The organism is Mesorhizobium comanense (genome assembly GCF_005503535.1).
Classification (GTDB): Bacteria; Pseudomonadota; Alphaproteobacteria; order Rhizobiales; family Rhizobiaceae; genus Mesorhizobium; species Mesorhizobium comanense.
This window is the reverse complement of sequence record NZ_SCNN01000009.1, coordinates 13,810-38,818: the sequence shown is the minus strand read 5'-3', so window position 1 is coordinate 38,818 and position 25,009 is coordinate 13,810. Positions and strand designations below refer to the sequence as shown.

The 25,009-nt window shown below is 62.7% G+C and carries 27 protein-coding genes; 14 read left to right on the top strand and 13 right to left on the bottom strand.

The genetic code is table 11. From position 1 onward, the window contains the following. Positions 1 to 13 precede the first annotated feature (13 nt). Positions 14 to 286, top strand: coding sequence for a DUF3303 domain-containing protein (locus FFS37_RS16870; RefSeq protein WP_137932085.1), 273 nt, complete (start codon positions 14 to 16; stop codon positions 284 to 286). 19 nt (positions 287 to 305) lie between these two features. Here FFS37_RS16870 and FFS37_RS16865 read toward each other — a convergent pair whose 3' ends face one another. Continuing rightward, positions 306 to 1,217 (bottom strand): LysR substrate-binding domain-containing protein, encoded by a 912-nt coding sequence (locus FFS37_RS16865; protein ID WP_137932084.1) that lies wholly within the window; start codon positions 1,215 to 1,217, stop codon positions 306 to 308. Between the two features lie 116 nt (positions 1,218 to 1,333). Between FFS37_RS16865 and FFS37_RS16860 the strand changes: the two genes are divergently transcribed. Further along, positions 1,334 to 2,224 carry a fatty acid desaturase family protein gene (locus tag FFS37_RS16860; RefSeq protein ID WP_137932083.1) on the top strand — a complete coding sequence of 297 codons (891 nt, stop codon included), beginning with the start codon at positions 1,334 to 1,336 and terminating at the stop codon, positions 2,222 to 2,224. 10 nt (positions 2,225 to 2,234) lie between these two features. On the opposite strand, the gene FFS37_RS16855 is transcribed toward FFS37_RS16860, so the two are convergent. The 5 genes from FFS37_RS16855 to ygfZ all read right to left on the bottom strand — a co-directional run bounded on the left by FFS37_RS16855 (position 2,235) and on the right by ygfZ (position 8,127). Further along, positions 2,235 to 4,379 (bottom strand): putative bifunctional diguanylate cyclase/phosphodiesterase, encoded by a 2,145-nt coding sequence (locus FFS37_RS16855; RefSeq protein ID WP_137932082.1) that lies wholly within the window; start codon positions 4,377 to 4,379, stop codon positions 2,235 to 2,237. A 153-nt stretch (positions 4,380 to 4,532) separates the two neighbouring features. After that, positions 4,533 to 5,573: an AraC family transcriptional regulator gene (locus FFS37_RS16850; protein ID WP_137932081.1), complete on the bottom strand. Its 1,041-nt coding sequence runs from the start codon at positions 5,571 to 5,573 to the stop codon at positions 4,533 to 4,535. Between the two features lie 32 nt (positions 5,574 to 5,605). Continuing rightward, entirely contained in the window at positions 5,606 to 6,436 is an 831-nt protein-coding gene (locus FFS37_RS16845; RefSeq protein ID WP_137932277.1) for an oxidoreductase, read from the bottom strand. 174 nt (positions 6,437 to 6,610) lie between these two features. Then, the gene (locus FFS37_RS16840) at positions 6,611 to 7,267 is read right to left on the bottom strand and encodes an HD domain-containing protein (protein ID WP_137932080.1); all 657 of its coding nucleotides are present in this window, start codon (positions 7,265 to 7,267) and stop codon (positions 6,611 to 6,613) included. Then, positions 7,267 to 8,127 (bottom strand): CAF17-like 4Fe-4S cluster assembly/insertion protein YgfZ, encoded by an 861-nt coding sequence (gene ygfZ / locus FFS37_RS16835; protein WP_137932079.1) that lies wholly within the window; start codon positions 8,125 to 8,127, stop codon positions 7,267 to 7,269. Before ygfZ ends, FFS37_RS16840 begins: the two co-directional genes overlap by 1 nt. A gap of 81 nt (positions 8,128 to 8,208) precedes the next feature. Here ygfZ and FFS37_RS16830 point away from each other — a divergent pair, with 81 nt between their 5' ends. Further along, positions 8,209 to 9,540, top strand: coding sequence for a dihydroorotase (locus FFS37_RS16830; protein WP_137932078.1), 1,332 nt, complete (start codon positions 8,209 to 8,211; stop codon positions 9,538 to 9,540). A gap of 22 nt (positions 9,541 to 9,562) precedes the next feature. Here the strand turns inward: FFS37_RS16830 and FFS37_RS16825 are convergent, their stop codons facing one another. The 4 genes from FFS37_RS16825 to FFS37_RS16810 all read right to left on the bottom strand — a co-directional run bounded on the left by FFS37_RS16825 (position 9,563) and on the right by FFS37_RS16810 (position 11,921). Further along, positions 9,563 to 10,351 (bottom strand): hypothetical protein, encoded by a 789-nt coding sequence (locus tag FFS37_RS16825; protein ID WP_171026304.1) that lies wholly within the window; start codon positions 10,349 to 10,351, stop codon positions 9,563 to 9,565. A gap of 70 nt (positions 10,352 to 10,421) precedes the next feature. After that, positions 10,422 to 10,679: a hypothetical protein gene (locus FFS37_RS16820; RefSeq protein WP_015318556.1), complete on the bottom strand. Its 258-nt coding sequence runs from the start codon at positions 10,677 to 10,679 to the stop codon at positions 10,422 to 10,424. Positions 10,680 to 11,051: 372 nt separating this feature from the next. After that, positions 11,052 to 11,426 carry a TIGR02301 family protein gene (locus tag FFS37_RS16815; protein WP_137932077.1) on the bottom strand — a complete coding sequence of 125 codons (375 nt, stop codon included), beginning with the start codon at positions 11,424 to 11,426 and terminating at the stop codon, positions 11,052 to 11,054. Between the two features lie 69 nt (positions 11,427 to 11,495). Further along, positions 11,496 to 11,921, bottom strand: coding sequence for an NUDIX domain-containing protein (locus FFS37_RS16810; RefSeq protein WP_137932275.1), 426 nt, complete (start codon positions 11,919 to 11,921; stop codon positions 11,496 to 11,498). 129 nt (positions 11,922 to 12,050) lie between these two features. Here FFS37_RS16810 and FFS37_RS16805 point away from each other — a divergent pair, with 129 nt between their 5' ends. After that, positions 12,051 to 12,812, top strand: a complete 762-nt coding sequence (locus FFS37_RS16805; protein WP_137932274.1) for an SOS response-associated peptidase — start codon at positions 12,051 to 12,053, stop codon at positions 12,810 to 12,812. A 109-nt stretch (positions 12,813 to 12,921) separates the two neighbouring features. Here FFS37_RS16805 and FFS37_RS16800 read toward each other — a convergent pair whose 3' ends face one another. Further along, positions 12,922 to 13,077, bottom strand: coding sequence for a hypothetical protein (locus FFS37_RS16800; protein ID WP_137932076.1), 156 nt, complete (start codon positions 13,075 to 13,077; stop codon positions 12,922 to 12,924). A 415-nt stretch (positions 13,078 to 13,492) separates the two neighbouring features. On the opposite strand from FFS37_RS16800, the gene cysS reads away from it, so the two are divergent. The 9 genes from cysS (at position 13,493) to FFS37_RS16750 (ending at position 21,500) form a co-directional block, all read left to right on the top strand. Then, positions 13,493 to 14,932: a cysteine--tRNA ligase gene (cysS, locus tag FFS37_RS16795; protein WP_137932075.1), complete on the top strand. Its 1,440-nt coding sequence runs from the start codon at positions 13,493 to 13,495 to the stop codon at positions 14,930 to 14,932. Positions 14,933 to 15,212: 280 nt separating this feature from the next. Continuing rightward, positions 15,213 to 15,620: an endonuclease domain-containing protein gene (locus tag FFS37_RS16790; RefSeq protein WP_137932074.1), complete on the top strand. Its 408-nt coding sequence runs from the start codon at positions 15,213 to 15,215 to the stop codon at positions 15,618 to 15,620. Beyond that, a complete protein-coding gene (locus FFS37_RS16785) occupies positions 15,617 to 16,003 on the top strand; it encodes a VOC family protein (RefSeq protein ID WP_137932073.1) in 387 nt (128 codons plus the stop codon). The genes FFS37_RS16790 and FFS37_RS16785 overlap by 4 nt, the downstream gene beginning before the upstream one ends. 21 nt (positions 16,004 to 16,024) lie before the next feature. Further along, on the top strand, positions 16,025 to 16,516 hold the full coding sequence (locus FFS37_RS16780) for a GFA family protein (RefSeq protein ID WP_137932072.1): 492 nt from the start codon (positions 16,025 to 16,027) through the stop codon (positions 16,514 to 16,516). Next, entirely contained in the window at positions 16,513 to 16,989 is a 477-nt protein-coding gene (locus FFS37_RS16775; protein WP_137932071.1) for a GFA family protein, read from the top strand. Before FFS37_RS16780 ends, FFS37_RS16775 begins: the two co-directional genes overlap by 4 nt. Beyond that, positions 16,986 to 17,939, top strand: a complete 954-nt coding sequence (gene pip / locus FFS37_RS16770) for a prolyl aminopeptidase (protein WP_137932070.1) — start codon at positions 16,986 to 16,988, stop codon at positions 17,937 to 17,939. The genes FFS37_RS16775 and pip overlap by 4 nt, the downstream gene beginning before the upstream one ends. 196 nt (positions 17,940 to 18,135) lie before the next feature. Next, positions 18,136 to 19,752: a citramalate synthase gene (gene cimA, locus FFS37_RS16760; protein WP_137932273.1), complete on the top strand. Its 1,617-nt coding sequence runs from the start codon at positions 18,136 to 18,138 to the stop codon at positions 19,750 to 19,752. Positions 19,753 to 19,885: 133 nt separating this feature from the next. Further along, complete coding sequence (rarD, locus tag FFS37_RS16755) at positions 19,886 to 20,803, top strand: EamA family transporter RarD (protein WP_137932069.1); 918 nt, start codon at positions 19,886 to 19,888, stop codon at positions 20,801 to 20,803. 10 nt (positions 20,804 to 20,813) lie between these two features. After that, complete coding sequence (locus FFS37_RS16750) at positions 20,814 to 21,500, top strand: glutathione S-transferase family protein (RefSeq protein WP_137932068.1); 687 nt, start codon at positions 20,814 to 20,816, stop codon at positions 21,498 to 21,500. Between the two features lie 21 nt (positions 21,501 to 21,521). Here FFS37_RS16750 and FFS37_RS16745 read toward each other — a convergent pair whose 3' ends face one another. Together FFS37_RS16745 and FFS37_RS16740 are read right to left on the bottom strand one after the other, a co-directional pair. Continuing rightward, a complete protein-coding gene (locus FFS37_RS16745) occupies positions 21,522 to 22,520 on the bottom strand; it encodes a transporter (RefSeq protein WP_137932067.1) in 999 nt (332 codons plus the stop codon). 211 nt (positions 22,521 to 22,731) lie between these two features. After that, positions 22,732 to 23,454, bottom strand: coding sequence for an inorganic diphosphatase (locus tag FFS37_RS16740; RefSeq protein ID WP_232375697.1), 723 nt, complete (start codon positions 23,452 to 23,454; stop codon positions 22,732 to 22,734). Between the two features lie 171 nt (positions 23,455 to 23,625). On the opposite strand from FFS37_RS16740, the gene FFS37_RS16735 reads away from it, so the two are divergent. Continuing rightward, entirely contained in the window at positions 23,626 to 24,960 is a 1,335-nt protein-coding gene (locus FFS37_RS16735; protein WP_137932271.1) for a hemolysin family protein, read from the top strand. The last annotated feature ends 49 nt before the right edge of the window (positions 24,961 to 25,009 follow it).

The following is a 25,009-nucleotide window of genomic DNA, read 5'->3' as shown; positions in this document are numbered from 1 at the left end:
TCAGGGGGAATAAATGCTGTTCGTCGTGATCGAGGATTTCACCGGCTGCGACCGCAAGGATATCTACCGGCGCTTCCGCGACCGCGGCCGGCTGAAGCCGGAGGAGCTTGTCGTGCATCATAGCTGGATCGCCGCCGACATGAGCCGCTGCTTCCTGCTGGTCGAGGCAGATGACGTCACGCTGCTGCAGCGCTGGGTCATCGAATGGGCCGATCTGGTCGAGTTCGAGATCGTCCCCGTGGCGACCAACAAGGACATGGTCGCCGCCCTCGGCGGACACTTGTAAACCATCCATGCCTGTCGGATCAGCGCAACGCCGGCGAGCCCACAGCGCGCCGGCATTCCTTGATCAACCAGTCCCGGAACGCCACCACGACATCGCGTCTCGCGCTCCGCTCCGGAATAGTCAGGCAGTAGGTCTGGCGCAGCGCGATCGAGCTCGCGGCGGGCCGCACCAGCCTGCCGTCCTCCACCGCCTCGGCACAATAGACCCCCTGCGCCAGCGCGACCCCCAGCCCTGAAATGGCCAGGTCGAGAGCCGCGCGCGAGGAGTTGGCCGAGAGGCCGCGCCGCGCCCGGCCAGGTTGGACATCCGCCGCCTCGAACCAGTTGCGCCAGGATGGAAACGACGCGCCGGTCGGCCCCCAGTCGGTGTGGATCAGCGGCAGTCCGGCGAGCGGCCCGCCAACCGCCGTGGCCATCTTTGCAAGCTCCGGCGCGCAGACGGGGAAGACGGCATCCCGGGCGATCTCCTCGGTCGGGTGTTCGCGATAGTGCGGACCGTAGGAGAGCCTGATGTCGATCAGTTCATGGTCGAAAGGCACGGGATCGTCGTCGCCCCGCAAGGATATGTCGACGGCGCCATGGCTCTCGACGAAGCCGGCAAGGCGTTGCGACAGCCAGCCCATCGCCATCGACGGCGGGACGGAGACCACCAGCCTTGGCCGCAACGCATCGCCGGACATTTCGCGCGAGACGGCGCCGATTTCCTGGAACGCCATGCTCAGTCGAGGCAGCATTTCAACGCCGGCCTCCGTCAGCACGGCGCGCCGGTTGACCCGATGGAAGAGCTTGCGGCCGATCTGATCCTCGATCGTGCGGATGAGCTGGCTGACGGCCGCCGCCGAAACCGAGAGCTCGTCGGCCGCTGCCGCGAAGCTGCCGGTGCGCGCGGCCGCCTCGAAGGCCTGAAGGCCGCGTAACGATGGAAGTGCCATGGCGGTGACCGGAAAGAAAAGCTTAGCTTATCTATCTCGCAGAAATCCTCGTTTTTAGAAAGGTTTATTGCTGGGTTATCCTGATTGGCATGAACACAATCGACCGGAACAAGCCCGTGGATCACCGCGAAATCATCGCCTCCCTGACCAATGAAGAGCGCGGCCGGCTGACCGGCAAGGCGGATGCGCCGGCGCTTGTCCAGTTCGGTCTCCATTTCGGCGCGATCGTGCTTCTTGGTGTGTTGATAGCGATCAAGGTGCCGTTCTGGCCGCTGCTGATGTTGCCGCAAGGCATATTGATCGTTTTTCTCTTCACGCTCCTGCACGAGACGGTTCATCGCACGGCTTTCGAAACGCAATGGCTGAACGATGCCGTGGCGCGGCAGTGCAGCCTGGCGATCGCGCTGCCGGCCGACTGGTTCCGCTATTTTCACTTCGCCCATCACCGATACACGCAGGACCCGGAGAACGACCCGGAACTGGCCTTCCCAAAACCGGAAACCTTGCGCCAGTACATTGTCCATGTATCGGGCCTGCCGGTATGGTGGGGGCATTTCAAGACGCTCTACAGCAACGCTACAGGTGGCTGCCACGACAGCTATGTGCCGCCGAAGGGCCTGCCCAAGGTCCGCACCGAGGCGCGCGCGATGATCGCCTTTTATGTCGTGGTGCTGGCGCTCGCGGTCTGGTTCAAGGCCACAACGCTGCTCTACGTCTGGATCGTACCCGCGCTGCTTGGACAGCCCTTCCTCCGGCTCTACCTGCTGGCCGAGCATGGCCGCTGCCCCTTCGTCGCCAACATGCTGGAAAACACCCGCACCACGCTGACCAACTGGATGGTTCGCAGGCTGGCCTGGAATATGCCCTTTCATGCCGAGCATCACGCCTATCCGGGAGTGCCGTTTCACCAGCTGCCGCAATTCCACGCGCTGATCGAACGCCATCTGAAGGTCGTCGAACCCGGCTATGTCAGCTTCCACGGCAAGTATATCGAGACGCTGCGTTGAAGGGCGAGCCTCAGCCGGTCTGGCTGTGCAGTGCACGTGACGTCAAAAGGCGCTGGATGTCCGCCGCCTTTGACGGCGCGCCGATCAGGTAGCCCTGCGCTTCGATACAGCCGTGGTGCCGCAGCATGTCGAGCTGCGCTTCGGTCTCGACGCCCTCGGCGGTAACGACAATGCCAAGCTCCATGCCGAGTTCTATGATGGTGCGGACAATCGCGGCGGTGTCGCGGTTGCGCATGTCGCGAGTGAACGAACGGTCGATCTTGATCTTGTCGACCGGAAAACGCCTGAGGTAGCCGAGCGAGGAATAGCCGGTGCCGAAATCGTCCAGCGCAATGCGGATGCCGAGTTCGCGCAGCTGGCGCAGCGTCTTCAGCACTGTCTTGCTCTCATCCATCAGCACGGTCTCGGTAATTTCCAGTTCCAGCTGACTGGCCGGAATGCCGGAGAAGGCCAGCGCCGAGATGACGCCGCGGGCAAACCCTTCGCTTCCCAGTTGCACCGCCGAGGCGTTGACCGCGACGCGCAGGCCGGGAGGCCAGGTGGCCGCCGCCGCGCATGCGTTTCTCAGCGCCCAATCGCCGAGCGAAACGATCATCCCGGTCTCCTCGGCGACGGGAATGAAGTCTTCCGGCGCGACGATACCCCGCGCCGGGGAATGCCAGCGCAACAGGGCTTCAGCGCCAATGATGTCGCCGGAGGCGATGTTCATGATGGGCTGGAATGCGAGTTCGAATTCCTGGCGCGGCAGCGCTGTCTCGAGGTCGACCTCAAGCGCCCGGCGCGCCTGCAAGATGGCGTCCATTCCGGGCTCGAAGAAGCGGTAGAGATTTCGCCCTTCGCTCTTGGCCCGATATAGTGCCGTGTCGGCATTCTTCAGCAGTGTATCGGCGTCCGAGCCGTCATTGGGGAATGTTACGATGCCCAGGCTGACGCCGACATGCATCTCGCGGTTCTTGTCGCGAAACGGCCTTGCGACCGCCTCGACGATGCGCTTTGCCAGTTTCTCGGCATCGGCAATGCCCCGGAAGTTGAACTGCATGACCACGAACTCGTCGCCGCCGAAGCGGGCGACGAGGTCCGTTTCATTGCGCAGGCAGCGCCGTAGCCTTTCGGCCACGCTTCTCAGCAGCCAGTCGCCGGCGGGATGTCCCCACGTATCATTGACCGCCTTGAAGCGATCGAGATCGAGCGAGAAGATTGCAAACGGCATCACCGTCTCGCGTTCCAGCGCCATGTCGAGCCGTTCGCGAAACATCGAGCGGTTGGGCAGCCCGGTCAGCGCATCGTGATGTGCAAGGTGGGTCATGCGCTCTTCGGTGCGGCGCCGTTCGGTGACATCCTCGAAAGTCGCGACCCAGCCGCCGCCTGAGAGCGGGCGGCGCGAGACGAAGAGCGTGCGGCCGTCGACGAGCTCACGATAGCTCGAACGTGGCTGGCCGGCTTGCAGACAGGCCTTCGTCCTTGCCACTTCGGCGTCGATCTCGATGGGCACGAAAATGCGGAGGCGAACGAGTTTATCGAGCATCTGGCGATGCGTCATGCCAAGCTTGAAATCCGCGGCCCTGGCATTGCACAGATCCAGGAAGCGCTTGTTGCGCACGATGAGCCGGCCTTCGGCGCTGTACATCAAAAGGCCTTGCGACATGTTGGCGAGGGCCGCATCGAAGAGACGGTGCTGCTCTTTCAGCTCCTCTTCGGCGCGGCGATGCTCGGTCACATCCTCGTAGATCGATACCCAGCCGCCAACGGCCAGTGGCCGATGCGAGATGACGATGATGCGGCCGTCCGACAGGATCTCCTCATAGGTCGAGGCTTTCGCACCGTCGATGTATGGTTTGCGGATGGCATAGAGCTCGTCGGCACTCTGCGAGGCGATGCCGATGTCGACGCTGTGGAGCAGGATGTCGAAGAAGCGGATGCCCGGCTTCATCATCCTGGCATCCAGGCGGAAGATGTCGATGTAATTCCGGTTGCAGATGATCATGCGCTCTTCGGCGTCGAACATGCAAAGTCCATGCGACATGTTCTCGACAGCGGCAGAGAAGCGCTCGTTCTGCGCACGCAGTTCGTCTTCCATGTGGCGCGCCGGGCCAATGCCGGCTGCCGCCCTCTGCTTGCTTGGGGCCGAACCAGCCTTGAGATGAGCGACGGGCATGAGCGCGCCTAGGATCGTGACCGGACGTTACACTCTCATGGCCGCCGGTTAATTTAGCGTTCTCTTGAGATACTGGATTCGCGGCAAGAGGGGCGGCGTTCGGTTCTGGCGGCTCGAAAGCACGTCGGCTACCGTGACAGACCGGGTCGGCTTCTAATGCAGGAGGCGATCGGAATCCGGCTTCGGCGGGTCGGAATTCAGGTCCCGCCACCGATTCGGGGTCGTACCCTCCCATTCGCGGAAAGCCCGGTAGAAAGAGCTGGCATCCTGATATCCCAGCAAGCAGGCAACCTCGTCTATGTCTGCCGATGGATCGGATAGGAGGCGCCTGCCAAGTTCCTTTCGTGCGTCGACCAGAAGCTCGCGGAAGCTTTTGCCTTCCTCGGTGATGCGCCGCTGGAGCGTGCGCTCGCTCATGCCCAGGTCTCGCGCGACGTCGGATAGTTCCGGCCTTCCGCTAGCCAGGCTTCTCTTCAGCACGACCTTCACCTGTTCGCAAATCGAGCTTTGTGCGTTGAGCTCGCCAAGGGCGGCTGCGAGGGCGGGCGTGAGAATCTCGAGGAGCTCGGGATTGTGTCCTGGAAACGGACGATCCAGATCGATGGACCGCAGGACAAGCAAGTCGCGCGGCGCGGCGTAGCGAACAGGGCAACCGAAGTAATCCCGATGCGCGGCGCTCTTCGGGTCGGGGCGGGCGAATTCGACACGATGGGGGATGATATGTTGCCCCGTTCCTCGCCGGCCGAGCTCGACAAGGAAGGAGAAGGCGACGTCTGTTGCGACCGCCGGTGTCGGCTCCGCGGCGTAGATCCACTCGGAGCGTATGGTGCATTCGCCACTGTCGTCGGTGACATGCAACTGCTCAGGCGTGCAGAGGCGCTTGAAGCGGGCAACGCGCTCGATACCGTCACGGTAGTTGCGCGCGTGAAAGGCAGCCAGCGTCGAGGGCGGGTGGATCGCCGTATCGGCCGTTTCGACCAGCTTGACGCCCAGATCCGGTTCGGGACGCAGTTCCTCGAGTGCCTTCCACAGGGCGAAATATTGAGATGTGGTCACCAGGGCCTGGTCATTGAGGTGGAGAGTGGCGGGAAGCCTTGCCTGCCTTAACACGGCAGAAGGCGGCAGGCCCAAATGCTCCACCGCGCGCCAGAACGCTCGCGGCACCTTGCATTTGTCGCCGGGGACTCCGCTCATCGTCGTTTCCTCGCTGAAAAGTCAGCCGGTCTTCATCTCATCTGGCTCAGAATGATACGGTCGAACATCCTGTCGCCAAACCATTTCCTGATCGCGATCATTGTTTTCGCGTATTTGCCGGCGGCATAGCGGGTCCGCGGCCTTGCCGATCCTACGGCCGTGGCGACAACATCCGCGATCACACGTGGGTCGCTGCCGCGCCCGTGGCCGTAGGCCGCCCTGGTCGCCGTTGCGACCGTTTGGCTCACCTCGGCATAGGCGCCTGTCCCGGAGCGTTTCAGAAGGGTCTCAGCGACAACATCACCAAACCCGGTTTCGATGAGGCCTGGCTCGATCACCACGACCTTGATGCCAAACGGCGCAAGTTCGAGCCGGAGGCTGTCCGACCAACCCTCGAGTGCGTGCTTCGTAGCGTGATACCAGGCACCCAGCAGAGTGTAGATCTTGCCACCCATCGAGGTGATGTTGACAATGGTGCCGGCTTTCTTCTCGCGCATTGCCGGCAACAGGAGTTGCGTCAGGCGAGCCGGCCCGAAGACGTTTACTTCGAACTGATATCGCGCCTCGTCGATGCCAACATCTTCCACCGGCCCATAGAGCCCGAAACCTGCATTGTTGACGAGGACGTCGACGCCGCCAACTTCGGCCAGGATGGCGGCAACCGCCGCTTCGATCTCCTCATTCCTTGAAATGTCCATGCGCAGGGGGCGTGCCCCGAGCCTCGCCAGGTCTTCCATCCTGTCGATTCGGCGCGCAGCCACATAGACTTGGTATCCGTCCTGGATCAGGCGCTTCGCTATATCCTTGCCCATGCCGGACGATGCGCCGGTCACGAGGGCTGTCTTTCTGTGTCGGTCAAACATGATTTGCCTCTCATCTTGCTTGCCCACACATAGGAGCGGTCCCATGCGCGCTCACTGACAGAAGCCGTCACAGCGGTAGCGGATTACGCCAAAGAGTACTTGTATCGTAGGATGAAGGAATGCCGGACATGCAATCCGGATGCCCGCCGGGCCACGTTTGGCGGCCGCTGTCGATTAAGCCCGGGTCTCTTCTTCGAAGGTCGATTGGGCAGCGGGAAAGGACTGGCGTTTGGCTTCGATGGCCGAAAACCGTTTCAGGAATGCGTTCTGTGCCCAGGTTACCGAGCGTGGCGTGAAGTCGAAGCGCTCGGCGGAAAAACCGCGCGGACGGCCAAAGAATTCCGTCGCCTCGGCGGTCGAAAAGCCGGCGAGCAGCGTTGCCTCGAAATAGGCGGCGATCTGGTCGGCGCGCTTGATCTCCTTGCGCAGGGCGGCGGACGGTTCCGGAGGCAGTGAGAAGCGCAGATGGATCGCCCGCTGCAAACGCAGTTCGCAGTCCTTGTAGCTGCCGCCCATCACCGACTTGAACGGCGAGATCATGTCGCCGATGACATATTCAGGCGCGTCGTGCAGCAGCGCCGCCAACTGGTCGTCGGCCGAAGCGGCGGGCGCCAGTTCGTTGAACAACGCTTCGACCAGCAGCGAGTGCTGGGCGACCGAAAAGGCATGCTCGCCGCTGGTCTGCCCGTTCCAGCGGGCGACACGGGCAAGCCCGTGCGCGATATCCGAAATCTCGATATCGAGCGGCGAGGGGTCAAGCAGGTCCAGCCGCCGGCCCGACAGCATGCGCTGCCAGGCACGCGGTGGCGCGCCGGTGCGGTCCGCCGCCATCAGGCGTCCTCCGCGCTGGCGGCTTCCTGGGGAAAGCTGAATTTGGCCCAGGCCGGGATGGCGAGCGTCACCGGCAAATCGCCGGCCAGGATCGGCTGACCCGCGTCAAGTGCCGCCTTGACCCTGTCGATGCGGGCAATGGCAAGCCCGGTCGTGTCGATGCTCGATCCGAGCGTGCCGACCGGCCGCCCCCCTGAAGTAAGCTCGGTGCCGGGGGTGGGCAGGGGAAGCGCCGCCTGGACAATCAAAACGCGTCGCCTTGCCGTGCCGCGGTGCTGCATGCGCGAGACGACCTCCTGGCCGACATAGCAACCCTTCTTGAAGCCGACGCCGCCCATTTCGTCGAGCAGCACGTCGTGCGGAAAGGCATCGCTCAGCGCATAGTCCGTCTTGCTCTCGGCAACGCCGCGCGCAATCCGCAAGGCCTGCCATGCCGCCTCGTCATCCGGGCCTTTGGAGCCGGTATAGGAGCGCATGACGCCTTCGCCGCCGAAGCGCCGGTCGGCCACCGCGGTTGAATCATTTTCTGAAGCGGTTGACTCGCTCCCCCACCCGACGGTGACAAGTGCATGTTCGGACCTGGCAATCTCCACCTTGGCGCGCAGTCTGTAGAGCATGAGCCGGCGAACGAAATCATCCGCGATGTCGGCACGGCACTCGAGCCGGAAGGTGTTCTCGCCGGCACGTGAAATCAGGAAGTCGAACAGGATCTTGCCCTGCGGGGTGAGCAGCGCGCCGGGCTTTGCTTCGCCGACACCCAGCGTGTCGAGGTCGGTGGTCAGGATGTTTTGCAGGAAATGCTCCGCATCCGGGCCGGAAACGGAAATCAGCGCGCGGTCTTTCAGCAGGGCAAAGGGCATGGGTCGGATAAAGCCTGATCTTGCAAAACGGTCGGCCTTTACGTAAGCCGCTGATACTCCCCCCGCAAGAGATCGATCGCCATGGCCAACACCTACGACCTCATCCTGACAGGCGGCACGGTGGTCAACCATGATGGCGAGGGGCAGCGTCATATCGGCGTGAAGAATGGCCGCATCGCCGTCATCGGCGATCTCCGCCAGGCCTCGGCCGGCGAGACGATCGACTGTCGCGGCCTGCACATCCTGCCGGGTGTCGTCGACAGCCAGGTGCATTTCCGCGAACCTGGACTGGAGCACAAGGAAGATCTCGAGACAGGATCGCGCGCGGCTGTGCTCGGCGGCGTGACCGCCGTGTTCGAGATGCCCAACACCAACCCGCTGACCACCAGCGAGGCGATGCTTGCCGACAAGGTCCGGCGCGGCAGCGGCCGCATGCATTGCGATTTTGCCTTCTGGGTTGGCGGAACCCGCGACAATGCCGGGGATGTCGGCGAGCTTGAGAGATTGCCCGGCGCGGCGGGCATAAAGGTGTTCATGGGCTCTTCCACCGGCGATCTTCTGGTCGAGGATGACGAGGGCGTCGCCTCGATCCTGCGAAACACGCGCCGCCGTGCCGCCTTTCACTCCGAGGACGAGTTCCGGCTGCGCGAGCGTATGGGCGAGCGCGTCGAGGGCGACCCGTCATCGCACCCGGTCTGGCGCGACGAGATCGCCGCCTTGCGCTGCACGGAGCGGCTGGTGCGCATTGCGCGTGAGGCTCGCGCCCGCATTCACGTCCTGCACATCTCGACCGCCGAGGAGATCCTGTTCCTCGAACAGCACAAGGATGTCGCCACCTGCGAGGCGACCCCGCATCACCTGACGCTCTCGGCCGACGACTATGCCCGGCTCGGCACGCTGATCCAGATGAACCCGCCGGTGCGGGCCGCGCGTCACCGTGAAGGCGTGTGGCACGGCATTTCACAAGGCATCGTCGATGTGCTCGGTTCCGATCACGCGCCGCACACGCTGGCCGAGAAAGCAAAGCCTTATCCGGCGTCGCCGTCGGGCATGACCGGCGTGCAGACACTGGTGCCGATCATGCTCGACCATGTGAACGCCGGCCGCTTGACACTGCAGCGCTTCGTCGACCTGTCCAGCCACGGTCCGCAACGCATCTTCGGCATGGCCAGGAAAGGCCGCATCGCGGCGGGCTACGATGGCGACTTCACCATCGTCGACATGAAGCGCCGCGAGACCATCACCAACGCGCAGGCCGGCTCGAAAGCCGGCTGGACGCCCTATGATGGCAGGCAGGTGACCGGCTGGCCGGTCGGCACCATCGTGCGCGGCACGCGCGTCATGTGGGAAGGCGAAATCGTTACCCCGGGACAGGGCAAGGCGGTGGAGTTTTCGGAAGCGCTGCCGGGATAGGCCAGTCTACACAAAGCGCTTTTCAGTCGCCGGCCACGAAGAAGGTCCATTGCCCGGCGGGCGTGATGCCGACGCGGTAGAAGATATAGGCGCCGAACTGCTTCATGTCGTCGAAATCGCCCGCGGTGACGATCTTGAACAGCTCAACCCTTTGCCTTGCGTCGAGCTTGTCCAGCGGCAGCGCGAAGAAATACGGCCAGACATAGAGTTCCTGCGGTGTCCCGGCATCGACATGGACATAGCCGGCACTGAGCACTTCCTCCAGTATGGCCAGGATTTCCTGGCCGTCCGGATCGCCGGACAGACCTTTCAGGAAGGCGATCGGGTCGCCATCTATGTCGGCCAGCGATATCTGTGTCATGCTGTCGCCCTTGCCGATCAAAGGCCGGAGCTTCTCGATGTCGCCGCCCCTGCAGGCTTCGATGATCAGGTCATGCATGCGCCGCACCGGCTCGGGCAGCTTGCCGAGGTCGTAGACGACATCTGGCAGAGGGGCTTCCGGGTCGATGCGCGGCCTGTTGCTGGCACCGTCCGATGGGCTGTCGGGCTCGGCTGCGTCCGGAACGGCCGGTTGGCTCGTCGAAGGCGCCGTTCCCATGGGATCAGGCATGGGGATTGTGCTGCCGGGCGATGAAACATTCTCCTCGGCTGACGGCGTGGCGGGGGAGGGAAGCTCCTCGCGCTGGATCTCGCTCAAGGCATAGGCCGGGCTGCTGGCCAGACAAGCTCCGAAGGCAATCGCGGCACAGCAAGCAGCGAGACGGATGTAGAGGACAAAGCCCTTCGGCTTGCCTGACATCGAAAAATTCACTGCCCGTATCTCCCTGCTCCCGGGCATGATGCCCGGACGGCACTCTATCGTCAAAAAACCGGATGCCGGTTCAGTGCCGTAGCCGCTCGGGTTCGAAGGCGCCAGCGATGACCTTCTCGCGCATGCGGTCGAGCAGGGCAAGGGCCGATGTCTCGCCATTGGCGCGCAACATTTCGCCGAATGCGGTCTCCAGAGCCGCCTCGGCGATGATTTCGGGCTCGATTCCCGCCGACAGACCCTCGGCCCAGGCTTCGCTGTGGCTCTCCACCGCCGTCAGGCGCTTTTCTTCCCTGACCAGCGCGTCGATGTCGTTGGCAGCATGTTCCATAAGCGATGTCCACCCTTTCAAGCGGCAACCCATCAATGTGGATTCAGGCTTGATCTGTTCCGTTCACACGCGGCTCCTAGTAAGTATCTGTAAATACGACATTTTTTTGATCGTTCTTTACAGGGGCCAACTGTATCTGGCGAAGCTGCGTTTCAACCCGGATCAAACTTAGCCGATTAGGCGGGCCTGCGGGGTGAAAACCTTCAGTTTGAGTTAATTCCACATCTGCGCGGTAACGTTTGATTAACGCTGTTGCATAAGTGCAACATTACCATTGCATGAGGATTTGGACAGCCACAAGCTGGATCTTCCCGTCGCGGGAGGCAAAGGCACGAATATCTGTTGATGATTGGCGATGCGTTTGCCCGGCCGTCAATTGCCGTAGCGCGAGGCGATATCCCGTGAAAGCGTCTCGCCTTCCTTCATGTAGCGACTTATGGCTTCGGTGGCGGAGGCGGTGCATTGCGTATAGGTGCCGCCGAAGGAACGGTAGCCGCGGTTGAAGCTGGCGATGAAGCGCGCGCGCCGCTCCGGATCGGGATTTTCGGAATCCAGCAGCTTCTCCATTTCCCCGCGCCACTGGTCGCCCTTCTCGCCGCACAGATTGCGCAGGAAATGCAGCGATCCCAGAACCTCGGCCAGGCGCATCAGTCCGGGCTCGAAAGGCGCCTCGGCGCTGAAAGCGGGCCGCATCGCCGCCATGCTGACGGCAAGGCACAAGGCAACGAAAAAGGGCGAGCGGCTCATGAGCCTATGTGGCCAAACAATTTGTCGCCTGCAAGGCGATTCGGCGCGCCGATCGGAGATTTCGAGACTTCAGGATTGACTGCCGGTCCGGCCGATCAGGCCTTCGGCGACCGCGAACACCGAACCGGCGAGCGGCAGCCGCTCCATCTCATCGAGCGTATAGAAGGCGGCCGTCTCGGCGTCGTCGCTGGCCACGGCCTCGCCGCCGGCATAGGCGGCGCCGAAGACCGTCAGGAGATAGTCGACCGGATGGTTGTCGTCCCTGCCGTCGATATGGATTTCACGCAACGGGTGAAAACCGGTCGCCCGCAAGCCGGTCTCTTCCAGCAGTTCGCGCGCCGCGGCCTCCTCCAGCGCTTCTCCCGCTTCGACCTTGCCGCCCGGAAAGGCATAAAGCCCTTGTGAAGGTTGCCGGGCCCGCTTGACCAGCAGCACCGTGCCGTTGCGCACGACAGCGACCGAGACCGCTGGAAGTGTCTCGCGCGCCGCGTTCATGGTGACGATCGATTCATTGCCGAAGACTGCTCCTTTGTGGACCACCCAGCATGCGCAAGCTTTAGCTGTTGCGCAACGCCGATCCGATCGCCACTTTCAGGTCCAACCAATCGAGAGACGCCATCCATCATGTGCGGACGCTTTGCCTTGACCGCCACGCCGGACCAGACCGCCGCTTTTCTGGGGGTGACCGAACTGGAGCAGTTTCCCGGACGCTATAACATTGCGCCGACGCAACCGGTCCTGGCGGCGACCGCCGGCCCGCCAAGGGGGCCGGGGTCAAACCTTCCGGACCGTCAGGCGATGCTGGTGCGTTGGGGCCTGATTCCAGCCTGGGTCAAGGATACCAGGGAATTTCCGCTGCTTATCAACGCCCGCTCCGAAAGTGTCCTGGAAAAGGCGTCGTTCAAGACAGCCATGCGCCATCGCCGCGCTCTGGTGCCGGCCTCCGGTTTCTACGAATGGCAGCAAACGGGCGGCAAGAAGGGGCAACCTTACTGGATCCGCCCGCGGCGTGGCGGCATGGTTGCGTTCGCCGGCCTCATCGAGACTTACTGCGAGCCGGGCGGTTCCGAAATGGACACGGGCGCGATCATCACGACCCAGGCCAACAGCGGCATCGCCCATATTCATGACCGCATGCCGGTGGTGATCGACCAGCGCGACTTCACCCGCTGGCTGGACTGTCGCACACAGGAACCGCGCGACGTTCTCGACCTGTTGACGCCGGTCGAGCCCGATTTCTTCGAAGCGATTCCGGTTTCCGACCTCGTCAACAAGGTCGCCAACACCGGGCCGGAAATTCAGGAACTCGGCATCGTCGCGCCGCAGCCGGAAAAGGCCGGGCGACAGAAGCCCAGCGCAAACGAAGACCAGATGAGCTTGTTTTAGCGAAGGCTGCCTGCCTCGAGGGCTTGCATTCGAGGCCTTCAGGTGCGGGGCGCCTGTGGCGCCCTCATTGCCGGCGTCCCATGATGGGGACAGTGCCGGCCGTATCTTCTCAGGCAGCGCGAGGCGAGACGATCTTGGGAGCAGGCTTCTTCTTCTTGGCGGTGTGAAGAAGGGCGGCGACGATGGCGGCCGGGCCGATCGCGCGATAGTGGTTGGCCAGCGCCGGTTGCTTGGCGCGATTGGCTTCTTGCTTGCTTCGAGGCATCTGTCTCTTCCCAGGTAACGTTTTCGTGTTCGGTTTTTGACGGTCGAATTCGACCAAATCGTGACGGGTTTTGGTCTAGCCGGCGAATGTTTCATGACTGTGCCGACATGTTTAATAAAATGTTTCGTTGCCTGATTCCGTTTGGCCGGGCGACGCGTTTGCCAGTCTTTCCGACGTTTTTCCTGACATCAGCGGCTTGACGGCAACACTGCCCAAGGCGATAAAGCCGCCCATGAAAACGTCTCTCGCCATTTGTGGCATTTGCATTATTGGCTAGCCTCGCGCTGGTCCGGACGTTTTCGCCTCATCTTTTCCCAGATTGGACAAACGCCCCGGCCAGCAGGCTGGAGCCTGATTTGCGCCTCGGCGCGGAGCTGGCTTCATCCAAACAAGCTCTGAACCGGGAAGGCATGGAATGTCTGACGCATCGAAAGGCTTGCGCCTCTACAACACGCTGACGCGGACGAAGGCGGAGTTCGTCCCGATCGATCCGTTCAACGTCCGCATGTATGTCTGCGGCCCGACCGTCTACGACTTCGCCCATATCGGCAATGCCAGGCCGGTCATCGTCTTCGACGTGCTGTTCCGGCTGCTGCGCCATCTCTATGGCCAGTCGCATGTGACCTATGTACGCAACATCACCGACGTCGACGACAAGATCAACGCGCGCGCGTTGCGTGATTTCGGTGGCGAGATAGCGGCCGGGACGCTGTCGCTCAACGAGGCGATCCGGCGGGTGACCGAAAAGACCGCCGACCAGTTCCACAAGGATGTGGCCACGCTCGGCTGCCTGGAGCCCACGGTCGAGCCGCGCGCCACCGAATTCGTCGAGCCTCGCGCCGATGGCAAGGCCGACATGATCACCTTGATTCAAAACCTGATCGGGCGCGGCCATGCCTATGTTGCCGCAGGCGAAGTCCTGTTCGATACGGCGTCGATGCCGGACTACGGGCAATTGTCGAAACGCAATCTCGACGAGCAGCAGGCGGGTGCTCGCATCGCCGTCGACGCCCACAAGAAAAACCCCGGCGATTTCGTCTTGTGGAAGCTGTCCTCACCGGAAGAGCCGGGCTGGAATTCGCCATGGGGCAGGGGCCGGCCGGGCTGGCACATCGAATGCTCGGCCATGTCGGCGGCATATCTGGGGGAAGTCTTCGACATCCATGGCGGCGGCCTCGACCTGATCTTCCCGCATCATGAGAACGAGATCGCCCAGTCGCGCTGCGCTCACGGCACGTCGGTCATGGCCAATGTCTGGATGCACAATGGCTTCCTCCAGGTCGAAGGCCAGAAGATGTCGAAGAGCCTCGGCAATTTCTACTCGATCCATGAATTGCTGGAGACCGAAACGTTCGGCACCCGCAAATGGCCGGGCGAAGTGCTGCGGCTGGCGATGCTGATGACGCATTACCGCGAGCCGATCGACTTTTCCGTGCGCAAGCTGGAAGAGGCGGAAAACACGTTGCGCAAATGGAAGCGCGCGGCCGACCTTGCTCCGGCGGCGGGAGAGTTGCCGGCCAAGGTAATCGAGGCGCTCTGCGACGACCTTGCCACCTATGCGGCTTTCCAGGTGCTGACACAGCTTGCCGGTGAGGTAACCGAGGCCGTTGGAGAGGGCGCGGCGGCGTCGCTGAAGGCCGCGCTTGCTTTTCTTGGCTTCAATGTCGGCGCAGCCGATGTGGACGAGGCTGGGGTCGCCAAGGCCATCGCCGATCGCCTCGCGTTGATTGCAGCGAAGAATTGGGCCGAAGCCGATCGCGTGCGCGACCAGCTTCTGGCGCAGGGCGTGCAATTGAAGGACGGCAAGGATCCCGTAACCGGCGAACGCGTGACGACGTGGGAGGTCAAGCGGTGAGGCCAGCGCCAAGCACCCCTGTAAGTTTGGTGGAGGCGTTGGTGACAGCCGATCTCCCCCCTTGCGGGGGAGATGTCCGGCAGGACAGAGGGGGGTGTGAAGGGACGCCGCCGTTTCCGATTGTCCAATCTCGTTCTAACCTTCTCTTGAGAAGGCAGCGGTCGCAAGCTGATAGATCGGCGGGACAGCACCCCTCTCTGTCCTGCCGGACATCTCCCCCGCAAGGGGGGAGATCAGCCCTTGGGGCCGATTTCGCTAGTGACAGACGAAGAGTTGTCTGATGGGGCACGACCTCGTTCCATCCCGTCAGCGCAGAAACGCCAAATCGATGCGGCGCGCGATGACAGATGCCGAGCTGAAGCTTTGGAACGAGTTGCGTGCTCACCGGCTCATAGAGATGCGCTTTAGCCGGCAAGTGCCGATCGGCCCCTACATCGTGGACTTCGCATGTTCGACTCATCGCCTCATTGTTGAGGTCGATGGCAGCCAGCATGCTGATCCGGACCATTTGCAGTACGACGAAGCACGAAGCACATATTTGAAGGCAAGCGGCTGGACCATCCTGCGCTTCTGGAACGACGACGTCATTCGCTATATCGACAACGTCTGCCAGCACATCGTGATTGAGGCCGGTCTGGCCGATGCCGAAGCGCCGGCACGTGAACCAGCAAGGGAGGCATTTCCATGATCGACCATCTCGGCATAACCGTAGCCGATTTCGAGGCTTCGAAGGCTTTCTATGACAAGGCGATGGCCCCGCTTGGCGCGGCGCTGCTCTACATGGTGCCGCCGGAATACACGGGTGGCGCCAAGGTCGGCGGCTATGGCCGCGACCGGCCGGTGTTCTGGCTGAGCACCGGCAAGGACAGACCGAGGGACCGTCAGCATGTTGCGTTTACCGCGCGTAGCCGCGCAGAGGTCGACGCCTTCCATGCCGCTGCGCTTGCCGCCGGCGGCACGGACAATGGCGGGCCTGGCCTTCGCCCGCACTATCACCCGAACTATTACGGCGCCTTTGTCCTTGACCCCGACGGCAACAATGTCGAGGCGGTCTGTCATGATCCGGCGTGAGCCCATGAAGCGGAGGGAATCATGAGCCTCGACAACCGGCCAGTCTACACAGGCGGCTGCCAGTGCGGCGCCGTTCGCTTTCGTGTCGAAGGCGCGCTGGGCGACGCCTCAGTCTGCCATTGCCGCATGTGCCAGAAGGCCAGCGGCAATTTCTACCTGCCGCTGGTTTCCGTGCGCGGCGCCAAGGTCGACTGGACGCGCGGCGAGCCCAAGCGTTTTCGCTCGTCCAGCGCCGCCTGGCGCGGCTTCTGCGAGGCATGCGGCACCCCGCTCACCTTCGAGGCGCCCGATGGCATGGCGCTGGCCATAGCCGCCTTCGACGATCCATCCGGCATCGCACCAACTGTTCAATGGGGCACCGAGGCGAAATTGCCTTACGTGGATTCCATTGCTGGATTGCCGGGCGAGGACACGATGGCCGACATTGGCGCGGCTCCCTATCTTGCCGAGCTCGTCTCCTACCAGCACCCCGATCACGACACCGACCAATGGCCGACGGAGGAAAGATCATGACCGAGACTGTCCGCACCGGTGGCTGCCAATGCGGCGCCGTACGCTTCCGCATCAAGGGAGCGCTCGGCCGGCCCTCCATCTGCCATTGCCGCATGTGCCAGAAGCAGTTCGGCTCCTTTTTCGGCGCGCTGGTGACGGTACCCCGGGACGGCATCGAATGGACCCATGAGGAACCGAGCTATTTCCAGTCGTCGGTCAACATCGATCGCGGCTTTTGCGCCCGCTGCGGCACGCCGCTGACCTATCGCCAGCCGGGCGGACTGGAGATCGCCATCGGCGCCTTCGACGACCGCTCGGATCTGGCCCCGCAAATCCAGGTCAACTACGCGGCCCGGCTGCCATGGGTGGAGACGATCTTCGAGGCGCCGGTCCATGACGATCCCGACTATTACGCCAGGCAGGAGCAGATCATCTCCTTCCAGCATCCCGATCACGAAACGGCCAACTGGCCGCAACAGGGCCTGAAACTATGAGCTTACGCACCCTTTATCCGGAAATCGAACCGTTCGATTCAGGCATGCTCGATGTCGGCGACGGCCACAGGGTCTATTGGGAGCGTTCCGGCACCAAGGGCGCCAAGCCGGCCGTGTTCCTGCATGGGGGGCCTGGCGGCACCATCTCGCCGAAGCACCGGCGCCTGTTCGACCCGAAGCTCTACGACGTCATCCTGTTCGACCAGCGCGGCTGCGGCAAGTCCACGCCCAACGCCTCGCTGGAGGCCAACACCACCTGGCACCTGGTTGCCGATATCGAGCGCCTGCGCGAGATGGCCGGCTTCGACAAATGGCTGGTGTTCGGCGGCTCCTGGGGCTCGACACTGGCGCTCGCCTATGCCGAAACCCACCCCGATCGCGTCAGCGAACTGGTGGTGCGCGGCATCTATACGCTCACCCGGGCCGAACTCGAATGGTACTATCAGTTCGGCGTCTCCGAGATGTTTCCAGACAAATGGGAACGTTTCCTGGCGCCGATCCCCGAGGCCGAGCGCGGGGACATGATGGCGGCGTATCGCAAGCGTCTGGTCGGCACCGATCGCAAGGCACAGGTCGAGGCCGCTCTCGCCTGGAGCCTGTGGGAAGGCGAGACGATCACGCTGCTGCCGGAACCGGAGACCAGCACCCCTTTCGGGCAGGACGACTACGCCGTCGCCTTCGCCCGCATCGAGAACCACTACTTCGTCCATGCCGGCTGGCTGGAGGAAGGGCAGCTGCTGCGCGACGCGCACAAGCTCAAGGACATACAAGGTACGATCGTCCATGGCCGTTACGACATGCCGTGTCCGGCGAAATATGCCTGGGCGCTGCACAAGGCCTGGCCGAAGGCGGATTTCCATCTGATCGAAGGCGCCGGCCATGCCTATTCCGAGCCGGGCATCCTGGACCGGTTGATCCGGGCGACGGACAGATTTGCTGGGAAAAAATAGCGATGTACGGCGTCCCGTCACACCCCTCTCTGGCCTGCCGGCCATCTCCCCCGCAAGGGGGGAGATTGGATGTCGCTTTCGCTCACGCCAATCGCCGACGCTGCAAGAAGAGCACCGTCGGCAAAGCTGCTGATCTCCCCCCTTGCGGGGGAGATGTCCGGCAGGACAGAGAGGGGTGCTCAAGCGCCTTGCCATCATGAAAAAGCAAAGACTGTTCCTCTTCGACACGACCCTCCGCGATGGCCAGCAGACGCCGGGCATCGACTTTTCCGTAGAAGACAAGATCGCGATTGCAAAACTGCTCGACGAGTTCGGCATGGACTATGTCGAGGGTGGCTACCCCGGCGCCAATCCGACCGACACGGCATTCTTTCAGAAGAAGCGCACCGCACGCGCCGCATTCGTCGCCTTCGGCATGACCAAGCGGGCAGGGGTCTCGGCGTCCAACGATCCGGGGCTGGCGGCACTCGTGCAATCGAAGTCCGATGCCATCTGCTTCGTCGCCAAGAGCTGGGATTACCACGTCCGTGTGGCGCTCGGCTGTACCAATGAAGAAAACCTGGACTCGATCAAGGCTTCGGTCGAGGCGGCGGTGGCCGCCGGCAAGGAAGCGATGGTCGATTGCGAGCATTTCTTCGACGGCTTCAAGGCGAACCCCGATTATGCGCTTGCCTGTGCCAAGGTTGCCTATGATTCCGGCGCGCGGTGGGTGGTGCTGTGCGACACCAATGGCGGCACACAGCCGTCCGAGGTGCGTAAAATCGTCGAGAAAGTCATCGCCGCGGGCATACCGGGAGACCATCTCGGCATCCACGCCCATGACGACACCGGGCAAGCAGTGGCCAATTCACTGGCGGCGGTCGAGGCCGGCGCGCGCCAGATCCAGGGCACGCTGAACGGCATCGGCGAGCGCTGCGGCAACGCCAACCTGATCACCATCATCCCCACGCTGGCGCTGAAGCCGGCCTTCGCCGATCGCTTCGAAACCGGCATCTCGGCGGAAGCGCTGACAGGCATATCGAGATTGTCGCGCGCCTTCGACGAATTGCTGAACCGCGCGCCTGAAGCGCAGGCACCCTATGTCGGCGCTTCGGCCTTCGCCACCAAGGCCGGCATTCATGCTTCGGCACTTGCCAAGGAGCCCGCAACCTACGAGCACGTAGAGCCGCAAGCCGTCGGCAACCGCCGCCGCGTCATGGTCTCCGATCAGGGCGGCAAGGCCAATTTCCTGGCCGAGTTGAAGCGGCGTGGCATTGAAGTGCCAAGGGATGATCACCGGCTCGACGCGTTGATCGCGGTGGTCAAGGAGCGTGAGGCTTCCGGCTATGCCTATGAGGGGGCGGATGCGTCTTTCGAACTGCTTGCCCGCAAGATGCTGCATGGCCTGCCGGAGTTCTTCAACGTCACCTCCTTCCGCTGCATGGTCGAGCGCCGCTTCGACGCCAACGGCCAGTTGAAGACTGTGTCCGAGGCGATTGTGAAGGTCGAGGTCGACGGTGAAGAGAAGATGTCGGTGGCCGAAGGCCATGGCCCGGTCAACGCGCTCGACATCGCGCTGCGCAAGGATCTCGGCAAATACCAGGGCGAGATCGTCGACCTCGAACTCGCCGACTTCAAGGTGCGTATCCTCAATGGCGGCACCGAGGCGATCACCCGCGTGCTCGTTGAATCGCACGATTCCACCGGTGCCCGCTGGTGGACGGTAGGCGTGTCGGAAAACATCATCGACGCTTCCTTCCAGGCGCTGATGGATTCGATCGTCTACAAGCTGATGAAGAACCGCGAAATGGCTGGACTGGTCGCGGCCGAGTAGTGTCTCTGCATCTTCCGCCAATTGTTTGAGGCGGAGATCTGGCGAAAGCCGCTTGAACCATCAGCGGAAGTCCATTGATCCATCAGAAATATGTGATGGTCTTGCGCGTGCCGCTGGGCCATAGCGTCAGGCCATGGTCACCGAAGCCGCTCAACTCGATCAGGACGACAGGGCCCGTCGCGGTTTTCTTCTCGCGCTTGGCGCCTACTTTCTGTGGGGCCTGTTGCCTTTCTACATGAAGGCGGTGGCACATCTGCCCTTGGCCGAGGTGATTTCGCATCGCATTCTCTGGTCGGTGCCGATCGCGGCGGCCGTGCTGGTCTGGACCGGCCGCACCGCCGACTTCAAGGCCGCGATCCGCTCGCCCAGAAGCGTTGCCATGGCGGCGCTGACGGCGGTGCTGATCTCGGTCAACTGGGGCATCTATGTCTGGGCAATCTCGGTCGACCGAACCGTCGAGACCGCACTTGGCTATTACATCAACCCGCTGGTGGTGGTCGTCGTTGGCGCGGTGATGCTTGGCGAGAGGCTCGATCGTCTGCAGATCGCCGCGGTGGCGCTGGCCGCGGTCGCCGTGACGGTGCTCACCATCGAGGGCGGCAAACTGCCTTGGGTATCGCTGGCGCTCGCTCTTTCCTTCGCCGCCTACGGTTTCTTCCGCAAGACACTGCCGATCGGCCCGAGCCAGGGTTTCCTGCTCGAGGTGCTGCTGCTGTGCGTGCCGGCGCTCTGCTACATCGTCTACCTGATCGCCACGGGTCAGGACCATTTCATCTCCAGCACAGCGGGCGATACGGCGCTGCTTCTGGGTTGCGGCCCGGTGACGGCGGTGCCGCTGCTTCTGTTCGCCTTTGGCGCCAAGCTGCTGCGCCTCTCCACCATCGGCATCATGCAGTATATCGCGCCGACCATGGTGTTCCTGATCGCAGTGCTGGTCTTCGACGAGCCGTTCGGCACGGCGCAGGCGGTCGCCTTCGCGCTGATCTGGGCGGCACTCGCGGTTTACTCTTGGTCGATGCTGAATTCGGCACGCAAGGCCTCCGGGCGGTAGAGGATTTTCGATGTACCTCCTGCATATCGCCAACAAGAATTATTCCTCGTGGTCGCTGCGGCCATGGATCCTGATGCGGGAGCTCGGCATTCCTTTCGAGGAACGGCTGACGCCGTTTCCAACCGGGTCGAGCTGGGCGCTTTACCGCCCGTTCTCGCCAAGTGGCCGGGTGCCTTGCCTCATAGATGACGGCTGGGCGGTGTGGGACTCGCTTGCGATTGCCGAATATCTCGCCGAGCGGCATCACGGCGTCTGGCCCGTCGAGGCCAAGGCGCGGGCGTGGGCTCGCTCGGCCGCGGCCGAAATGCATTCGAGTTTTACCGCGTTGCGCGGCTCATGTCCCATGAACTGCGGTTTGCGCATCGAGCCGTTTCCGATGTCCGATGCGCTGAAACAGGATATCTTCCGCCTCGGCGATCTCTGGAACGATGGCCTGACCCGTTTCGGCGGGCCGTTTCTGGCCGGTGCGCATTTTACCGCTGTCGACGCTTTCTTCGCCCCGGTGGCGTTTCGGGCCCAGTCCTATGGGCTTGCCTTCGAAGGGGCGGCCGCAGCTTATCCGGCGCAACTGCTTGCCTTGGCGGGAATGCGCGAATGGTATCAGGCAGGTCTCGCGGAGAGCTGGCGCGAGCCCGACCATGAGGCGGAAGTCCAGGCCGCCGGCACGATCATCGAGGACCTTCGCGCTCCGGCATAGTCTAGCGCCGATCGGCCTCCGCTATAAGCCGCGGCCAAGCCGCCGGACGAACATGTAGGTCGCCGCCGCGATGATCACCGATATCCCCGTCACGACCCAGAAGCCAATCGGTGTGTCGAGCAGGGGCAGTCCGCCGACATTCATGCCGAACAGGCCGGAGATGATGGTCATCGGCAGCAGCACCGCTGTCATGACCGAGAGGATGTAGAGCAACTGGTTCGACTGCATCGTCAGTTTGGCCATCAGTTCGTCCTGCAGCAGCCTGGTGCGCGCCTGCAACTGTTCGCCATCATTGTAGAGCGTGAGCGCCCGGTGCGAGAGCCTCGCCGCCATGTCGTTGATCGGGTCGGGCAGCTCATCCCGATGTGAATGATCGAGATGGCGAAACAGATTGGTCAGCGTCGCCATCTGCCGGTGGATGACCACCAGCTGCCGGCGGGCATCGACCAGCGGCTGCCGCTCATTGTGCCATGCGTCACGCACCACGCGGTCCTCGATACCGTCGAGCGTGTCGCCGAGTTTGCCGAGTTCGAGCGCCATGCCGTCGAGCGATTGGCTCATGACCGCCTCGATGAGTTCGGCCGGCGAACGGAATTTGCGCGAGCCGCTCTCGACCGCCTTGCGGACGGCATCGACCGATTCCAATGGCTGCTTGCGGGCGCCGATCAGCATCGTGTCGTTGAAGGCGAAGCGAAAATGGACGAGCCCGCGCGCCTCGGAAAAATCGTGCCTCAGGTCCGGCAGATCGCCAAACAGCCAGTTGTCCTCGTAATCGATATGGCAGCCATGGCTGGGCGCGAGGAAGGCGTCGCGCGCGGACGCCGGCAGAGCCTTCTCGGCGCCGATCTCCTGGCGGGCGTGCAGGTCGGTGATCTGATAGCTCCGCCAGCTCCAATGGGCTTGCGCGGGGTCCTTGGTACGCATGCCGTCGGCGGTGAAATGATAGAGGAAGAACAGGCCGTGCTCGTCCGGCAGATAGGGCGAGAGATCGGTGCCTTCAGGGGCGAGGGCGACATCCATGAGCGCGGTGCCAGATGCAGGTTTCGTAAGTGGCGCCGCATCGCGGCCGCCTGGCCGCGATTCCTAGCATGCGTGAACCATGATCCGTGTGACGGTTTCTTGACGCCCGATCACAGTGTATCGAGCACCACCCCCGGATGCTTGAAGGGCATGCGACTTCCGATCCCGGTCGCCCGGCGCCGGGATCGGAGATTCGAAGGGCGGCGTACCTTCAGTCGACCTTGAACTTGTCGAGTGCGCTCTTCACTTCGTCGATGGCGACATTGGCGCCATCATAGCCGTTGAGCTCGACCACTTTCCTGCCGGCGGGCAGTCGCTTGTAGACCGAGAAGAACTGTTCGATCCGCTCGCGTTCTATGGAGGGCAGGTCTTCGACGGACTTGATGTTGTCGTATGTGGGATCCACGTCGGACACCGGAACCGCGATGATCTTGTTGTCGGATTCCCCGCCGTCGATCATCTTGAGCACGCCGATCGGCCGTACCCGGATGAAGGCTCCCGGATAGATGGGCTCGCGGCTGAAGACGAGCGCGTCGAGTGGATCGCCGTCGCCGCCCTTGGTGCTGGCGATAGAACCGTAATTGGCGGGGTACACGACCGACATCGACTGGAAGCGATCCACGACCACATGGCCGGTTTTCGCGTCGATCTCGTACTTGGTCGAACTGCCGGCCGGAATCTCGATCACCACCTGAATGTCGGTCGGGTCGCCCGACTGGGGGTACGCGACAGGGTTTACGTATTCCGCCAGAGCTGTTCCGGGGGCAAGGCAAAGAAGCGCGCCAGCTACACCGAAAGCAATGTTCTTCAATATCATTTTTCCTCGCAACTGCGTTTGGTTGAATTGCGCGGCGAAACTGGCGGCGCCAGGTAACAGGAAAATGACGAGCTGTGGATTAAAGCGAAGGCACTCTGCCTCGTTTTTCAAAGTCATTGGACGTCAATGCCGGACGGCGCAGGAAATTCTGCCGAAAGACCCCTAGGCGGTGCGGTTAGGTTTGTTTAGATTTAGATGGGTTGCCGAAGGCAACCGGCGGCGGCAGCGTTCATGCCGCCGTTTTTTCTTCAGCGGCGCGATCGCGCCATGGAATCAGAAAGGGAGATCATGCCTGCGGGCGATGGCAGTAGTAGCTTGGCCGATATTCTGGGAATTCTTTCGGTCCTTTTCCTTGTCGCCGCGAACGGCTTTTTCGTAGCGGCGGAATTTTCACTGGTGGCGGTTCGAAAGAGCCGCGTGGCGGAACTGGTTACCGCTGGCCGCATCAATGCGGCAGCCCTGCAAAGGGCCCTCGACAATCTCGACGCAAATCTCGCCGCGACCCAGCTTGGCATCACCATTTCCTCGCTTGCCCTGGGTTGGGTCGGCGAGCCGGCGCTGGCGCATCTGGTCGAGCCGCTTCTGGCCGGCTTGCCGCAATCGATGGCTGTATTCGGTTCGCATGCGGTCGCGGTCGTCATTGCCTTCATTATCATCACCACGCTGCATATCGTGCTCGGCGAACTCGCGCCGAAGAGCCTTGCCCTGCAGCGCAGCGAGGGCACGGCCCTGTGGATCGTGCGTCCGCTGGGACTGTTTCTGTTTCTTCTTCGCCCGGCCATCGTCACCTTGAACGGTCTCGGCAATCTCGTGCTGCGCGCTTGCGGGCTTCGCCCGGGCACGGGCGAGGGCGCCCTGCATTCCCCCGAGGAGTTGAAGCTGCTGGTCCAGGCCAGCCAGGAGGCGGGCATCCTCCAGTATGCGCAACGTGACGTGTTCGTGCGTGTTCTCAACATCGGCGAGCGCGGCATCGGAGACATCATGACGCCGCGTCACGATGTAGACTGGATCGATGTCGGCGATACGCTCGAAGACATGATCCGTACGATCCGCGAATGCCGCCACGAGCAATTGCTCGTCGGCCGCGGCAGCGTAGACGAACCGCTTGGCATGGTGCTCAAGAAGGATTTGCTCGACCAGCTGCTCGACGGGCGACAGCTCGATCCCATGGCGGCCATGCGCGAGCCCTTGGTCGTCTATGAAGCGACACCCATCGTCAAGGTGCTGGAACGGTTCAGGCAGTCGCCTGTCCGTCTGATCACGGTCATGGACGAATATGGCGGGCTGGAGGGAATTGTCACCCAGACCGACCTGCTCGAAGCCATGGCGGGCGACCTGCCGGGTACAGAGGGCGAAGAACCCGATGTCGTCGAGCGCGAGGACGGCTCTCTGCTGGTGGATGGGATGATGGCCGCGCACGATGCCTTCGATCGTCTTGGCATCAGGAGCCGCCCCGCCGAGGGAGATTATCGCACCATAGCGGGATTTGCTCTGTTCCAGTTCGGACATCTGCCGGAGGCCGGAGAGAGTTTCAGTCACGAAGGCTGGCGCTTCGAGATTCTCGATCTCGACGGCCGCCGCATCGACAAACTGCTGGTGAGCAGGCTGCCCGCGGCCGGTTAGTTTCGACGAGTCGGCGGCGGCCCGGCATCCGATCCGCCGGGCCGCCGAC